This is a genomic window from Pseudomonas sp. Irchel s3a10 (genome assembly GCF_900187525.1).
Classification (GTDB): domain Bacteria; phylum Pseudomonadota; class Gammaproteobacteria; order Pseudomonadales; family Pseudomonadaceae; genus Aquipseudomonas; species Aquipseudomonas koreensis_G.
The window spans coordinates 144,290-159,045 of sequence record NZ_FYDR01000002.1 but is presented as its reverse complement, the minus strand read 5'-3'; the positions used below and the strand labels follow the sequence as shown (position 1 = coordinate 159,045).

The window sequence follows — 14,756 nt, the reverse complement described above, 5'->3', positions numbered from 1 at the left end:
GGGTTTCAAGGCGTCGGCTGCGCTATCATCGCCGGCTTGTGCGCCTTGAGCTCTTTGCCCCCGAATGTCCTCGATACCTGCTGATCTGAACCCGCTGCCTCCCGTGTTGGCCGGCCCGCTGCTGCGACGGCTGGAACCGACGCGCGTGGTGCTGTGGCTGGTTGGCACCCGCGAACTGTCGTTGACCCTGCGCCTGCAAGGTGTAGGAGACATTCCTCTCGATGCAGGGAAATGCACGGTCATTGCTGTAGGCCGTCAAGCGTTCGTCCATTTGATTGACGTTACGCTCGACAGCCCCCTGCCCCGCGACACGCGCATCGACTATGACCTGCTGATCGACGGCCAGACGCCCATCGCCGAATGGGCGCCGCACCTGCTGTACGGCAATGCCCGCAGTCCAAACCTTGTCGTGCGCTCACGGATTGATCAGTTGCTGCATGGCTCCTGCCGCAAGCCCCATCATCCGGCGGCTGACGGTCTGCTGTGCGTTGACCAACTGCTGTCAGGCGAAACCGATCCTCAACAACGTCCGGCCCTGCTGATGATGAGCGGCGATCAGGTTTACGCAGACGATGTCGCCGGCCCGATGCTGCGGGCGATTCATACCTTGATCGAACGTCTCGGCCTGTTCGACGAACACCTCGAAGGTGCCGTGGTCAGCGACAGCGCCAAACTCTACGAACACCCGGCCAGTTACTACCACCGCGCGGATTTGTTACCGGCGCTGGAGAGCAACGAGACATTGCGCGAGCGATTTTTCGGCGGTGCGCGTAAGCCGATTTTCACCAGCAGCAGTGCTGACAATCATCTGGTGACGTTCGCCGAAGTCATGGCGATGTATCTGCTGGTGTGGTCGCCGGTTGCCTGGGCGTTAATCAATCCTGCTGCCCCATCGCTGACGCCTGAACGCTTGAAGCGATACACCCTGGAGCAGACCCGCATCGATGGCTTCAAGGCCGGTTTGGGCAAGGTTGCCCGGGCGCTGGCGCACCTGCCGAGCCTGATGATTTTCGATGACCACGACATCACCGATGACTGGAACCTTTCCGCGCAATGGGAGGAAACCGCCTACGGCCATCCGTTCTCCAAACGCATCATCGGCAACGCGCTCATCGCCTATATGTTGTGCCAAGGCTGGGGCAACAATCCGGATGCGTTCAAGGATGTGCTGGAGAACACACGACGTCTGAGCGCCAGCGGTGATGATCGTTATCTCGACAGCCCGGTGCAGGACGCGCTGATTGATGACTTGTTGCGCTTTCAGCATTGGCATTTCGTGCTGCCGAGCAGCCCCGCGCTGGTGGTGCTCGACACCCGCACCCGGCGCTGGCGCAGCGAAATAGCACTCAAGCAACCCTCCGGTTTGCTGGACTGGGAGGCGCTGAGCGAGCTGCAGCAGGAACTGCTCGATCATCCGTCAGCAATCATCGTTTCCCCCGCGCCGATCTTCGGCGTGAAGCTGATCGAAACCGTGCAGAAGGTTTTCAGCTGGTGCGGCTATCCGCTGCTGGTCGACGCGGAAAACTGGATGGCCCACCGTGGCGCCGCTCAGGTGATCCTGAACATTTTCCGACACACCCGCACACCCGGGAACTACGTGGTGCTGTCGGGCGATGTGCATTATTCCTTCGTCTACGAAGTGCTTATCCGACACCGCAAGGCCGGGCCACGGATCTGGCAGATCACCAGCAGCGGGATCAAGAACGAGTTCCCGAAAACCCTGCTGGAATGGTTCGACCGCCTCAACCGCTGGCTCTATTCGCCGCGCTCGCCGTTGAACTGGTTCACCAAACGCCGACGCATGCGCATCGTGCCGTACACCCCGGAACATGCCGAAGCGGGTGAGCGGCTGTGGAATTCGGCGGGGATCGGCCAGGTGTTTTTCAATGAGCAGGGACAGCCGAGCGAGATCATTCAGCACAATTCGAACGGGGCGGTGAAGACCCGGATGCTGGCGCCGGAGTTGGGGGATTATCCTGATTAACATCACATATTTTTCCCATGTGGGAGCGGGCTTGCTCGCGAATGCGGTCGAGCATTCAACATTAATGTCGACTGTGACGACGCCTTCGCGAGCAAGCTCGCTCCCACAGGGTTATCGGATATCCATTAATTCGCGGAAACAATCCGTCCAATTCCTCTGACAATCATCCCCACCTCCCGCTCATCAATCGTCAGCGGCGGCAGCAGCCGTATCGTCTTGCCGCGGGTGACGTTGATCAGCAGCCCATGATCGCGCGCAGCAATCAGCGTCAGATCGCGAATCGGCTGTTTCAGCTCGATGCCGATCATCAAACCCTGCCCACGAATCGCCAACACATTGGGGTTGTCTGCCAGTTCGGCGCGCAGGCGGGTGAGTAGGCGCTCGCCCTGCACCCGGACATTTTCCAGCAAGCCTTGCTCTTCGATGATTTCCAGCACCGTGCAACCTACCCGGCAGGCCAGCGGGTTGCCGCCGAAGGTGCTGCCATGGCTGCCGGGGGTGAACAGATCAGCCGCTCTGCCCCGCGCCAGACAGGCGCCGATCGGCACACCGTTGCCGAGGCCTTTGGCCAGGGTCATGACGTCCGGCACGATGCCTTCATGCTGGAACGCGAACCACTGGCCGGTGCGGCCGATGCCGGTCTGGATTTCGTCGAGCATCAACAGCCAGGCGTGCCGATTGCACAGGTCGCGCAGGGCTTTGAGGTAGCCGGGTGGCGCCAGTTGCACACCGCTTTCGCCCTGGATCGGCTCGACCAGAATCGCCACGATGCGCTCGCCATATTTTTGCTGCAGCTGATCCAGCGCCGCCAGATCACCGAAAGGCACTTTGACGAAATCTCCCGGCAGATCATTGAAGCCCAGACGTACCGCCGGCCCATCGCTGGCCGACAAGGTGCCCAAGGTGCGGCCATGAAATGCGTTGGCCATGACCACCACCAGCGGCTGTTCGATGCCTTTGCGCCAGCCGTACAAGCGCGCCAGTTTCAGTGCGGTTTCGTTAGCCTCAGCCCCCGAGTTATTGAAGAACGCGCGATCCATTCCCGACAGTTCCGTCAGCCGTTTGGCCAGTTGCTGCTGCCAGTCGATGCTGTACAGGTTGGAGGTGTGCAGCAGCATTGCGGCCTGCTCGCTGATGGCTGCGACGATCCGTGGGTGCGAGTGCCCGACATTGGTCACCGCAACCCCGGCGACAGCATCCAGGTATTCACGACCGGCCTGATCCCACAGGCGAGTGCCCAGGCCTCTGGTGAAGCTAAGGGCCAGCGATTGGTAGGTGTTCATCAGGGCGGCGGTCATGACTTCAAACTCCAGTGAAGGTCGGTGTGTTTGCAGTATGGTTAGCCACCAGAACTGGATAAACTCGGCAAAACTTCAATCATTTAAAAGCAGAGCTTGATAATGGACCTGTTGCAGGCAATGAGCGTGTACGTGAAGGTCGTGGAAGCGGGCAGCATGACGGCAGCTGCGTTGCAGTGCGAAATGTCCACGACCATGGTCGGAAATCACCTGCGCGCATTGGAGCAACGGCTCGGCGTGCAACTGTTGCAGCGCACCACCCGCCGCCAGCGACTGACCGAATTCGGCAGCGTTTACTACCAGCGCTGCCTGGACGTTCTGGGTCTGGTGGCCGACTCCGAGCGCTTGGCCGAACAGGCCCTCGACGAGCCGCGCGGCTTGCTGCGCATCACCGCACCGCTGACTTTTGGCGTCGAACGCCTGGCCCCCGCGCTCAGCGAATTTTCCCTGCAATACCCGCAGGTGAAAATGGACGTGGTGCTGACCAACAGTCGTCCGGACCTTTTGGAAAGCGGCCTCGACGTAGCGTTTCGGCTGGGGCATTTCGAGCAGTCGAACCTGATCGCCCGACCGCTGATCGACTACACCCTGACCGTGTGCGCCTCGCCGGCCTACGTCGCCCGACGCGGCATGCCGATCACCCCGGAAGACCTGCAACAACACGACTGCCTGTCCTTCGCCTACCCTGCCGGCGATGACTGGCAATCGGTGGAAAAACGCTGGCGCCTCAGCGGCCCGGACGGCGAGATTCTGGTCGACGTCAGCGGCCCGATGCTGATGAATACCTCTGCCGGCCTGCATCAGGCCGCACGCACCGGGATGGGCATCGTCATGCTGCCGGATGCGCTGGTGGAACAAGACCTGCGCGACGGCAAACTGGTGACGGTAATCCCCGATTACCAGCCCCCAAGCCGCCCTTTGCATCTGCTGTATGTGCCGGATCGTTATCGTTTGCCGAAGCTGCGTCGGTTTGTCGAATTCGCGATGCAGACGTGGGGCAGAGCCTGACGCCGGTCGCGATCAACTACGCTCGAATAACTGCCACCAAGGACGCTGTCAGACTATGAACACCAACATCACCATACGTAATCTGCTGCGCGTTGAAGTGGAGCCAGTCCGGCTGTTTCTCGGACAACATGGCTGGGGACACCGAACAGGCTCCAGCGATTACTTCGCTCAACTGATCGAAAACTCGCAACGCACTGCCGTCGCACTGAGCGGCGAGCAAATCATCGGTTTCGCCCGGGGCATCACCGATGGTTTATCCAACGGTTATCTATCAATGGTCGTGGTTGATGGCCAGCACCGCCGCGCTGGCGTCGGGCGCGCACTCGTCGAGCACGTCATGGGCGATAACGCTGAAATCACCTGGATGCTGCGGGCAGGGCGAGAAGGCGCGGATGCGTTTTTTGCGAGTCTGGGGTTTCACTCATCGGTAATAGCCATGGAGCGTCCGCGCCTGAGATAGCGCGGCGCATACCGCTCATGTGTGGATGCCGATAGAAAACTCGACCGGCAGACCGGTTGGTCCGTGACAACGCCGCCCCGCTCCCCTAAATTAACCGGCCTGAAAAAGACCTCGCGCTTTCTCGTCTCCACTCAAGTTAAAAAAGTAGTGAAATTTCAATGTCCGATTTCAACACCGCTGAATCCGTAGTCACCGAATCGTCCAAAGCGGAATACGAAAACTCCATCAATCTTTCACAACACCTTCCACAAGCCAAAATCATCAGCGAGATGGTGCTGGATGCTTTCCAGTCGACCCGCGAAAGCGACCAGATCCGCGAGCTGCGCGCCGCGATCCGTCAGGCGCACGACAGCTTCGATGACGACAAGGCCTACGAGCTGATGGGTCAGCTCAAGGCTCTGAAAGACGCCGAAGCCGCCGACCTCGCCGCCCTTGAAGACCTGAGCAGCAAGTTCTCGATCGGCCGCATCCTGTCCTGCTTCAAGGACGATCCGGCGTTCCAGGAAATCGTTTACGGCCTGGCGCTCAAAGTGCTGAATCAGACCCACCAGGCGATCAGCAATCCGAGTGGCGGCAAGGGCAAGGCTGCCAAGAAGAAAGAACTGGAAATCTTCACCATCAGCAAGGACGGCAGCAGTGTGACCCTGCCGCTGCGCACTCCGCGTTCGCGCCTGAACGTTGACCGTGAAGCGCTGGAGTTCCTCGGTTTCACTTTCGTCGGTGAAGGCGAAGAAGCCGAGCTGGAAGGCGATACCTTCGTCGACAACGCTGGCACCGAACACGCGATCAACCGCAAGAACATCATCACCGCGCTGCAACAGCAGACCGCGTTCGATGGTTACAGCATCGCCGCGCAGTAATCCCGGCCCAACAAAAAGCCCCGCTCTGAGATTCAGGCGGGGCTTTTTGTTGGGCGGTTCGCCGGTCAGATTTCCGGCTGTACCGCCGCGATCATGTCGACTTCAATCGCGGCGTTCTTCGGCAACTGATAGACACCGACGGTAGTGCGGGTGTGCCGGCCGGCATCGCCGAGCACATGGCTGAACACGTCCGATGCACCGTTGGCCACTTCGCTCAGGTCCACGAAGTCCGGAGTCGACTTCACATACACGGTGACCCGCAACAACGCCCGAATCTTGTCCAGCGAACCCACCGCATCGACAATCAGCGCCAGGCAGCGCATGGCACTGATGCTCGCGGCAGCCTGGGCATCCTTGAGGGTCAACTCCAACCCGACGCGACCGGGATACAGAATCCTGCCATTGACCCGCGGCACCATGCCGCTGATGTACAACTCATCGCGATGGCGGATCAGCGGCGCGTAATTGCCGCCGGCGGTGTTCTCGCCATAGATGTCGTAGTTCAGCTCTTGTGCCAGGGCAATGAAGCGTTCGTCGCAGGTCATCCTCTCAGTCATTTCGCCCAGCCTCTCGATTGATGCATGAATAACAGTGTCCCTGCGAAGTGGCATGGCGCTATCACCGTTATGGTTGGATCCAAATCTAGGGGGTTTACGCCGATATCGCAACTAAACGCTGTAGGAGCTGCGGCACGCTGCGATCTTTTGATTTTGATTGTATTTTTAAAGATCAGGATCAAAAGATCGCAGCGTGCCGCAGCTCCTACAAAGGTATCGCGTCGAAGTGACCTCTGCTCGCGATTGCCGACGCCTCACCGAAAGCCAGCCAACAAAAAACCCCGCACATCTCTCGATGTGCGGGGTTTTTCGTGAAGCCATCCAGCCTTACGGCGCGTACGTCAGCAGCAGCTCGGCCGGCACCTTGAAGTCCAGGGACATCATGACGCTCAGGGCGGTGATGGTGAAGATCGAGAACACGAACAGCTTGCGTGCCCAGACCGTGTCATCCACCGCCTTGTAGCCGGTCCAGGCCATGTACAGCCAGTACATGCCCATGGCCGCGGCGACCGCGAGGTAGCTCATGCCGGCATAACCGCTGAAGGTCAGCATCAAGGTCGCCACGAGGAACGCCAGGATGTAGAGCAGGATGTGCTTCTTGGCCACTTCGATTCCGCGCTTGACGGGCAGCACCGGAATCGATGCGGCCAGGTAGTCGTTGAAACGGAAGATCGCGATGGCGTAGGAATGCGGCATCTGCCACAGGCTGAACATCACCAGCAGGGTCAGTGCGGCCATGTCGAAACTGTTGGTTACGGCAACGTAACCGATCACTGGCGGCATGGCGCCCGACAGACTGCCCACCAGCGTGCCATGAACCGACTTGCGCTTGAGGTACAGGCTGTAGAAGCCGACGTAGATGATGAAGCCGATTACCGCGAACAGGGCGGCCAACGGGTTGGCCACCTTGTACAACAAGGCAACGCCGAGAACACCAAGGATGGTCGCGTAGACCAGGGCCAGTTTCAGGGAGATCAAGCCCTGCACCAGCACCCGGTTCTTGGTGCGTTCCATCTTCAGGTCGATGTCGCGGTCGATGCAGTTGTTGAACACGCAACCGGAGGCCACAACCAGGGAAGTGCCGATCATGGCGGCCAGGAACACCGCCAGATCTACATGCCCTTTCGAGGCCAGGAAGAACCCGCCTGCCACAGAAAGCACGTTACCGAAAATGATCCCCGGTTTGGTGATTTGGATAAAGTGCTTGAGCGACATCGGGTCTACCTCACTTCGCCATCATGTACGTGTGGATGCTGAACATGATCCACAGCGACAGGCCAACCAGCAGCAGGATCACGATGGCCGTAAAGACAAACGCGATCACGTTGTTACGTTGTGCAATCGAACGGTCCAGGTGCAGGAAGTAGTACAGGTGAACGATCACCTGGATTACCGCGAACAGCAGGACGATTGCCAGCGTGGTGGATTTCGGCAAGGTCGGGTACATCACCAGGCCGAACGGAATGACGGTCAGGATCACCGACAGGATGAAGCCGATGGCGTACGACTTTACGCTGCCGTGGCCAGCATCATGGCTGTCATGGGAGTGTGCATTAGCCATTACAGAGTCCCCATCAGGTAAACAACGGTGAATACGCAGATCCACACCACGTCCAGGAAGTGCCAGAACAGGCTCAGGCAGCTCAGACGGGTCTTGTTGGTCGCCGTCAGGCCGTGCTTGTTGACCTGGTACATCATGATGCCCATCCAGATCAGACCCGCGGATACGTGCAGACCGTGGGTACCGACCAGGGTGAAGAACGCCGACAGGAAGCCCGAACGGCTAGGACCGAAGCCCTCGGAGATCAGCAGGTGGAACTCGTTGATCTCCATGGCGATGAAGCCTGCGCCGAGCAGGAAGGTCATGAACAACCAGCCCAGAACCTGCTGCTTTTTACCTTTGTACAACGCCAGCATGGCGAAGCCGTAGGTGATCGAGCTGAACAACAGCAGAGCGGTTTCGCCCAGCACGTATGGCAGTTCGAAGATGTCGTGGCCCGACGGGCCACCGGCGACGTTGTTTACCAGTACCGCGTACACCGCGAAGATCGACGCAAACAGAATGCAGTCGGTCATCAGGTAGAGCCAGAAACCGTATACGGTCATCTCGCCCGAGTCGTGGTGATGGTCATCGTGCCCATGGTCACCATGGGCGTGTCCAACATTGGTCACTAAGTTCGACATGGTTTAAGCCTGTTCCAACGAGGTTACACGGGTGGCATTGGCCGGGATTTTCCCTGCCGCGACCAGACGCTTGTGCTGCTCGGCTTCGATGCGCTCGATCGTTTCAACCGGAACCATGTAGCCCTGGTCGTCACGTGCCGCGTGGATCACGAAGTAGATGACAGTGCCGGCCAGGCTGGCGATCGCCAACCACCAGATGTGCCAGATCATCGCGAAACCGAAGACGGTCAGCAGTGCGCCCATCACCACGCCAGTGGCGGTGTTGTTCGGCATGTGGATCGGCTCGTACTTGGCCGGAGCCTGGTACGCAGTACCGTTTTCCTTGGCTTCGGTGAACGGGTCGATGCAGTCAGCCTTAGGCAGCACAGCGAAGTTGTAGAACGGAGGTGGCGACGAGGTCGACCATTCCAGAGTGTGGGCATTCCACGGGTCACCGTGTTCGCACATGTTCTCTGGCTTGTTGCGGTCACGCACACTGACGTACAGCTGGATCAGTTGGCAGGCAATACCGACAGCGATCATCACCGCACCGAACATGGCAACGTACAGGTACGGTACCCACTCAGGGTTGGTGGTGGCGTTCAGACGACGAGTCATGCCCATGAAGCCCAGTGCATAGAGCGGCATGAACGCGACGAAGAAGCCCGAGATCCAGAACCAGAACGCTGCTTTACCCCAGCCTTCGTGCAGCTTGAAGCCGAACGCTTTAGGGAAGTAGAACGCGAAACCTGCGATGTAACCGAATACCGCACCGCCGATGATCACGTTGTGGAAGTGCGCGATCACGAACAGGCTGTTGTGCAGAACGAAGTCAGCACCCGGGATGGCCAGCAGTACGCCGGTCATGCCGCCGATGGCGAAGGTCACCATGAAGCCCAGGGTCCACAGAACCTGGCTGGTGAAGCGCAGACGGCCCTGGTAGATGGTGAACAGCCAGTTGAACAGTTTCACACCCGTCGGGATGGAAATCAGCATCGTCGCCAGACCGAAGAAGGCGTTGACGCTGGCACCCGAACCCATGGTGAAGAAGTGGTGCAGCCAAACCATGAAGCCCAGTACCGAGATCGCGCCCGAAGCGTAGATCATCGAGTGGTGACCGAACAGTTTCTTGCCGGTGAACGCCGAGATCACTTCCGAGAAGATGCCGAATGCCGGCAGGATCAGGATGTAAACCTCAGGGTGGCCCCAGGCCCAGAACAGGTTGACGTACATCATTGGATTGCCACCAAGTTCATTGGTGAAAATGTGGAAATCCATGTAACGGTCGAGGGTCAGCAGTGCCAGGGTAGCGGTCAGGATCGGGAACGAAGCCACGATCAGGACGTTAGCCCAGGTGCAGGTCCAGGTGAAGATCGGCATGTCCATCAGTTTCATGCCAGGGGTACGCATTTTCAGCACGGTGGCGAGGAAGTTGACCCCCGTCAGCGTCGTACCTAACCCGGATAGCTGTAGCGCCCAGATGTAATAGTCCATCCCCACGCCAGGGCTGTACTGCAGACCCGACAGCGGCGGATAGGCAACCCAACCAGTCTTGGCGAATTCGCCGACACCCAGCGACAGGTTGATCAGCACAACGCCGGACACCAGCAGCCAGAAGCTCAGGGAGTTCAGGAACGGGAAGGCAACGTCACGCGCGCCGATCTGCAGCGGCACTGCAAGGTTCATCAGGCCGGTGAAGAATGGCATCGCCATGAAGATGATCATGATCACACCGTGAGCGGTGAAGATCTGGTCATAGTGTTCAGGCGGCAGGTAGCCAGGCGAACCCTCGGTGGCCATGGCCAGCTGGGTACGCATCATGATGGCGTCGGCAAAGCCACGCAGCAGCATGACCATGGCAACGATGATGTACATCACACCGATTTTCTTGTGGTCGACCGACGTCAGCCACTCGGTCCACAAGTAGGTCCACTTCTTGAAGTAGGTGATTGCAGCGAACAACGCCAGACCACCGAGCGCGATCATCGAGATGGTGACCATCACGATCGGCTCGTGGAAAGGGATCGCTTCCCAACTTAATTTACCAAACATCGTTTACTCCTCTGCCCCGGCAGCTGAATGCGAATTCGAGTCCATGTCCGTTGCCGCCACTTCTTTCTCTTTCTTCTCGTGCTTCAGCGGCTTGCCCGGTTTCATGCCTTCGTACTTGTCGACGATGGTCTGGAACAGGTTCGGCGTGACCGAGGAGTAGAGCTCGACTGGATTGTTCTGGCTTGGCTTGGCAAGGGCTGCGTATTCAGCTTGTTCAAGCTGTTTAGGTGCCTTTTTGACTTCACTTACCCAGGCGTCGAAATCTTCCTGAGAAGTTGCGATCGCTTTGAATTTCATACCGGTGAAACCAGCGCCGCTGTAGTTGGCGGAGATACCGTCCATTTCAGCGTTGCGGTCAGCGATCAGGTGCAGCTTGGTGGTCATGCCCGCCATCGCGTAGATCTGGCCGCCCAGGCCCGGGATGAAGAACGAGTTCATCACGGCGTCGGAGGTGATCCGGAAGTTGACCGGGGTGTGCGCCGGGAACACGATCTTGTTGACCGTGGCAATGCCTTGTTCCGGGTAGATGAACAGCCACTTCCAGTCCAGCGCAACGACTTCGATGGTCACCGGCTTGACGTCGGATTCAATCGGACGGTACGGGTCCAGTTTGTGGGTCGAAATGTAGGTGATGTAACCCAGGGCGATGATGATCAGAACCGGGATGGTCCAGACCGCCACTTCGATTTTGGTCGAGTGCGACCATTTCGGGGTGTAGACGGCATCCTTGTTGGACGCGCGGTACTTCCAGGCGAACAGGAAGGTCATGACGATAACCGGCACAACGACCAACAGCATCAGCAGCGTGGCGGTGATGATCAGGTTGCGCTGTTCCAGGCCGACCTGGCCCGTTGGATTGAGCAGGGTCATGTTGCAGCCTCCCAGCAACAACGTGCCGAGCAGCGGCACTAGGCCTAGTAATCTGGGGTACCTGTTTTTACTCATCTCACGACCTCTAAAGCAGCTTGCGCAATGCAGTTGGGTTTTGATCGCCAACACTTCACCCTGCCAAGGGTTGGCATTTTCTTTGGATTGAATAAGGGCCGCCCGTCGCGCGTCAGACGCTCGACAAAACCTTGGGACAGCGGTCAGTTCTTATTCGAATTCGTGGTCAAAGGCCTTGTTACAGACCAATTCCATTTGGTGCGGAAAGTTGGAAGGCACCGACACCTGGGTGTCGCAAAAGCCTTTCGGCCCGCTCGACACCCGACTTCCTGTCCAGTTCCTTAATAAAGGCTGAACAGTGCCGGGAATTCAGTGCGGGCGATTGTAGATAGGTAGCGCCCTATACACCATGTCTTATCCCGAAATAATTTTTATCGCTCAGAGCAACAATCCATCACCGTTTTTGCAAAAGTTCCGCATGTTATCGAAATCGATTCTCAACAAAAACACCAAAAAATGTAGGCCTATACACCTCAGTTCAGACAGCTCTGAAGGGATTTTCCCGGCAGCGAATCGGCGCAAAGCCCGATATTCAAAGGCCTCTGGCCATCTGCCAGAGCCTGTTAAAACTGCCTGATCTGGCACCCGCGTGCAAAACCAGAAAAACGCCGAAACAGACCAATCCTTTTTTGTAACATTACGCCAATCCGGGTCGCCGAAAGCCCCTGCGACAGGGCGCGTGTGACAACATGTCGCACATCTGCCGCACTCTCCATTGCCGTTCGTCACGGTGATTTCACAATCACTCTGAAATGCAAAACGCCCCGATCGGCTGATACGCAAATCGGGGCGTTTTCTGTATCGGCCAATCTGCCGAAGAGTTGATTCAGCGCAGTGCTTTTCGGTTACGGGAGGTCAGCAGCGGCACCAGGATCACCACCAGCACGAACGCCACCAGTGCCCATTGCGCCAGCGACAGACCGAGGATCGGCGGGTACGGCGTCGAGCAGAAACCGTCGACCTGGAAGCCCAGCGGGAAGATCTTCGCCAGCGGCAGGTCATCGACAATCGGCTGCAACACATCGATGCCGCAGCTCACCGCCGGATAGAACTGGGTGTACACATGATGCCCGGCGACACCGGCACCGGCGATCGCGCAGATCACCACCAGCACTTCGAACACCGTGATGCTGCGGCGGGTGCGCATCGCCGCGCCAATAAAGGCAAACAGCGCAATCAGCAGCAACGCATAACGCTGCAGGATGCACAGCGGGCATGGCGCCTCGCCCAGCACGATCTGCATGTACAGCGCGCCACCAATCAACGCCAGGCAGATGATGCCCAGCAGCACCAGAAAGCGCCGCTCACGTCCCAGTCGAATCGTTTCCTCGCTCATCGCGTTTCCCTTGTATGTCCATGGTTCAGCTGGCTGGCGGCTGCGCTTGCAGTTGCGCCAGCAGGCTGATGTTGTCTTCGATATGCCAATTGGCCGCGATGCGACCGTTGTCGATCTGATAGATATCGGTTGCCCGGAAGTCTACACGCTGGCCCTGTCCTTTGAGAGCCTTGAACGTCCCACTGAAGTGTCCGCGAAAGTGCAGATGCACCACCACGCGGTCACCGGCAATGATCATTTGCTCGATCTCGCAGCTCAGGTCCGGCACCGCCGTACGAAAGAACTTCGATGCCAGCAACGGCCCGGTCGGGCCCTGCACTCGACCTTCAGGCGGGGTCTTGTCGACAAACTGCGGCGACAAGGCTGCCGTGGCCAGGGCCTCTTCCCCACTGTTCCAGAAGCTGCCGTAACGCCGCGCCGCCAATTCCATTGCATCGCGCTGCGCCTTGGGCAGGCTCTGATCGACGATCAGACTCTGCGGTGCGATCAACGCCGATTCGGCCGAAGCAAACGGACTGGCCAGCAAAGCGGCCGACAAGCCAAGCATTGCCAGGCTCAAACGAGAGGAGAAGATGATGTGCGACATGGGGGCGATCCTGATCAGTTAAACGAACGAGCGCCTATCATCAGCATCGGGGAATAAACGATAAACCGGTTAAGAAACGATTAACCTTTAAACACTTTTTAAGAATCAAAATTGCGTTACGGCCATCGCGAGCAGGCTCACTCCTACAAGAGATCTGCTTCGTACACCATTTTCATGTACGCCACCGCCCCTGTAGGAGTGAGCCTGCTCGCGATGAAGGCGACTCAGTCCTAAGGATTATTCCAAAGCAGCAGCCGGCCCGAAGAACTCATAACGGCTCTGCTGCTCCGGCACGCCCAACGCTTTCAGATGCCGCTTGATCGCGCCCATGAAGCCCTTCGGCCCGAGGAAGTAAGCGTCGACATCCCGTTGCGCCGGCAGCCATTCGCCCAACTGCTCCTGACTGAGGATCCCGACTTTGTCCGCCGCCGGACTCACGCCGTCGTCTTCGGCGTAGCAATAAAAGCGCTTGAGCTGCGGATGACGCGCCGCCAGCCCATCGACCCAGTCGCGGAACGCATGCACGTTGCCATTGCGCGCGCAGTGGATAAAGTGCACCGGGCGCTCGGTTTGCAGCGCTGCTTCGAGCATCGCCAAAGTTGGCGTGATGCCGACCCCGCCACTGATCAGCACCAACGGCTTGTCGCTCTCAGTCAGGGTGAACTCGCCCGATGGCGGGAACAGCTGAATGCTCGCGCCGACGTGCAGTTGATCATGCAAGTGGTTGGACGCACGGCCACCCGGTTCGCGTTTGACGCTGATGCGGTACTGACCTTTATTGGCCAGTGCCGACAGCGAGTAATTGCGGCGGATTTCTTCGCCATCGAGGATCAGCTTCATGCCGATGTACTGTCCCGGTTCTGCAGCAAGGATCGGGCCTTTGTCCGCCGGCTCGAAGTAGAACGAAATGATTTCCGCGCTCTCCTCGACCTTGTCCACCACGATGAACTCCCGCGCCCCGCGCCAGCCGCCGACCGCTTGTTCTTTCTGGTCGTAGATCGCGGCTTCAGCGCCAATCAGGATCTCGGCCAGTTGCCCGTACGCCGCGCCCCATGCGCTCATCACTTCCGGCGTAGCGATCTCGTCACCGAGCACTTCGGAGATGGCTCGCAGCAGGCAGGTACCGACAATCGGGTAGTGCTCCGGGAGAATTTGCAGGGCGACGTGCTTGTTGATGATCTTCGCCACCAGATCGCCCAACTGGTCGAGCTGATCGATGTGCCGGGCGTACATCAACACACCGTTGGCCAACGCGCGCGGCTGATCGCCACTGGCCTGGTGCGCCTGGTTGAACAGCGGGCGAACCTCAGGGTATTCAGAGAGCATCATGCGGTAAAAGTGGGTGATCAGCGCTTCACCACCGCTTTCCAGCAGCGGCACAGTGGATTTGATAATGGCACGATCCTGGACGCTAAGCATAAGAGTGACTCCTGAGCTTTTTGAGAATTACCTTAGGCTTATCAGTTTTCGTGCCAGATTAATTATCGTTATAAATCAATGGTTTATT

The 14,756-nt window shown here is 58.4% G+C and carries 14 protein-coding genes; 4 read left to right on the top strand and 10 right to left on the bottom strand.

The genetic code is table 11. From position 1 onward, the window contains the following. Window positions 1–64 precede the first annotated feature (64 nt). Complete coding sequence (locus CKW11_RS06320; protein WP_095136881.1) at window positions 65–1,984, top strand: alkaline phosphatase D family protein; 1,920 nt, start codon at window positions 65–67, stop codon at window positions 1,982–1,984. Between the two features lie 125 nt (window positions 1,985–2,109). Here the strand turns inward: CKW11_RS06320 and CKW11_RS06310 are convergent, their stop codons facing one another. Then, window positions 2,110–3,282, bottom strand: a complete 1,173-nt coding sequence (locus CKW11_RS06310; protein WP_095136880.1) for an acetylornithine transaminase — start codon at window positions 3,280–3,282, stop codon at window positions 2,110–2,112. Between the two features lie 102 nt (window positions 3,283–3,384). Between CKW11_RS06310 and CKW11_RS06305 the strand changes: the two genes are divergently transcribed. The 3 genes from CKW11_RS06305 (at window position 3,385) to CKW11_RS06295 (ending at window position 5,610) form a co-directional block, all read left to right on the top strand. Beyond that, window positions 3,385–4,290, top strand: a complete 906-nt coding sequence (locus CKW11_RS06305; protein WP_095136879.1) for a LysR family transcriptional regulator — start codon at window positions 3,385–3,387, stop codon at window positions 4,288–4,290. A gap of 55 nt (window positions 4,291–4,345) precedes the next feature. Continuing rightward, window positions 4,346–4,750: a GNAT family N-acetyltransferase gene (locus CKW11_RS06300; protein ID WP_095136878.1), complete on the top strand. Its 405-nt coding sequence runs from the start codon at window positions 4,346–4,348 to the stop codon at window positions 4,748–4,750. 158 nt (window positions 4,751–4,908) lie between these two features. Further along, window positions 4,909–5,610, top strand: a complete 702-nt coding sequence (locus CKW11_RS06295) for a hypothetical protein (RefSeq protein ID WP_095136877.1) — start codon at window positions 4,909–4,911, stop codon at window positions 5,608–5,610. Between the two features lie 65 nt (window positions 5,611–5,675). On the opposite strand, the gene CKW11_RS06290 is transcribed toward CKW11_RS06295, so the two are convergent. The 9 genes from CKW11_RS06290 to hmpA all read right to left on the bottom strand — a co-directional run bounded on the left by CKW11_RS06290 (window position 5,676) and on the right by hmpA (window position 14,668). Further along, window positions 5,676–6,167, bottom strand: a complete 492-nt coding sequence (locus CKW11_RS06290) for a RidA family protein (RefSeq protein ID WP_095136876.1) — start codon at window positions 6,165–6,167, stop codon at window positions 5,676–5,678. Window positions 6,168–6,494: 327 nt separating this feature from the next. Then, on the bottom strand, window positions 6,495–7,382 hold the full coding sequence (gene cyoE / locus CKW11_RS06285; protein WP_003227980.1) for a heme o synthase: 888 nt from the start codon (window positions 7,380–7,382) through the stop codon (window positions 6,495–6,497). A 10-nt stretch (window positions 7,383–7,392) separates the two neighbouring features. Then, entirely contained in the window at window positions 7,393–7,728 is a 336-nt protein-coding gene (gene cyoD / locus CKW11_RS06280; protein WP_041071757.1) for a cytochrome o ubiquinol oxidase subunit IV, read from the bottom strand. After that, a complete protein-coding gene (gene cyoC / locus CKW11_RS06275; RefSeq protein WP_003227982.1) occupies window positions 7,728–8,351 on the bottom strand; it encodes a cytochrome o ubiquinol oxidase subunit III in 624 nt (207 codons plus the stop codon). The genes cyoD and cyoC overlap by 1 nt, the downstream gene beginning before the upstream one ends. A 3-nt stretch (window positions 8,352–8,354) precedes the next feature. Beyond that, window positions 8,355–10,382: a cytochrome o ubiquinol oxidase subunit I gene (cyoB, locus tag CKW11_RS06270; protein WP_095136875.1), complete on the bottom strand. Its 2,028-nt coding sequence runs from the start codon at window positions 10,380–10,382 to the stop codon at window positions 8,355–8,357. Window positions 10,383–10,385: 3 nt separating this feature from the next. Then, window positions 10,386–11,327, bottom strand: a complete 942-nt coding sequence (gene cyoA, locus CKW11_RS06265) for a ubiquinol oxidase subunit II (protein WP_027612162.1) — start codon at window positions 11,325–11,327, stop codon at window positions 10,386–10,388. An 826-nt stretch (window positions 11,328–12,153) separates the two neighbouring features. Continuing rightward, window positions 12,154–12,663, bottom strand: a complete 510-nt coding sequence (locus CKW11_RS06255) for a disulfide bond formation protein B (RefSeq protein ID WP_025109264.1) — start codon at window positions 12,661–12,663, stop codon at window positions 12,154–12,156. Window positions 12,664–12,688: 25 nt separating this feature from the next. Continuing rightward, window positions 12,689–13,249 (bottom strand): ester cyclase, encoded by a 561-nt coding sequence (locus CKW11_RS06250; protein ID WP_095136874.1) that lies wholly within the window; start codon window positions 13,247–13,249, stop codon window positions 12,689–12,691. A 237-nt stretch (window positions 13,250–13,486) separates the two neighbouring features. Next, window positions 13,487–14,668: an NO-inducible flavohemoprotein gene (gene hmpA, locus CKW11_RS06245; RefSeq protein ID WP_095136873.1), complete on the bottom strand. Its 1,182-nt coding sequence runs from the start codon at window positions 14,666–14,668 to the stop codon at window positions 13,487–13,489. Window positions 14,669–14,756 lie beyond the last annotated feature (88 nt).

Coding starts and splice junctions, on each gene's coding strand:
- CKW11_RS06250 (WP_095136874.1), bottom strand. CDS start 13,249: ATGTCGCACATCATCTTCTCCTCTCGTTTGAGCCTGGCAATGCTTGGC.
- CKW11_RS06310 (WP_095136880.1), bottom strand. CDS start 3,282: ATGACCGCCGCCCTGATGAACACCTACCAATCGCTGGCCCTTAGCTTC.
- cyoB (WP_095136875.1), bottom strand. CDS start 10,382: ATGTTTGGTAAATTAAGTTGGGAAGCGATCCCTTTCCACGAGCCGATC.
- CKW11_RS06300 (WP_095136878.1), top strand. CDS start 4,346: ATGAACACCAACATCACCATACGTAATCTGCTGCGCGTTGAAGTGGAG.
- CKW11_RS06305 (WP_095136879.1), top strand. CDS start 3,385: ATGGACCTGTTGCAGGCAATGAGCGTGTACGTGAAGGTCGTGGAAGCG.
- cyoC (WP_003227982.1), bottom strand. CDS start 8,351: ATGTCGAACTTAGTGACCAATGTTGGACACGCCCATGGTGACCATGGG.
- cyoE (WP_003227980.1), bottom strand. CDS start 7,382: ATGTCGCTCAAGCACTTTATCCAAATCACCAAACCGGGGATCATTTTC.
- CKW11_RS06255 (WP_025109264.1), bottom strand. CDS start 12,663: ATGAGCGAGGAAACGATTCGACTGGGACGTGAGCGGCGCTTTCTGGTG.
- hmpA (WP_095136873.1), bottom strand. CDS start 14,668: ATGCTTAGCGTCCAGGATCGTGCCATTATCAAATCCACTGTGCCGCTG.
- CKW11_RS06320 (WP_095136881.1), top strand. CDS start 65: ATGTCCTCGATACCTGCTGATCTGAACCCGCTGCCTCCCGTGTTGGCC.
- cyoD (WP_041071757.1), bottom strand. CDS start 7,728: ATGGCTAATGCACACTCCCATGACAGCCATGATGCTGGCCACGGCAGC.
- CKW11_RS06290 (WP_095136876.1), bottom strand. CDS start 6,167: ATGACTGAGAGGATGACCTGCGACGAACGCTTCATTGCCCTGGCACAA.
- CKW11_RS06295 (WP_095136877.1), top strand. CDS start 4,909: ATGTCCGATTTCAACACCGCTGAATCCGTAGTCACCGAATCGTCCAAA.
- cyoA (WP_027612162.1), bottom strand. CDS start 11,327: ATGAGTAAAAACAGGTACCCCAGATTACTAGGCCTAGTGCCGCTGCTC.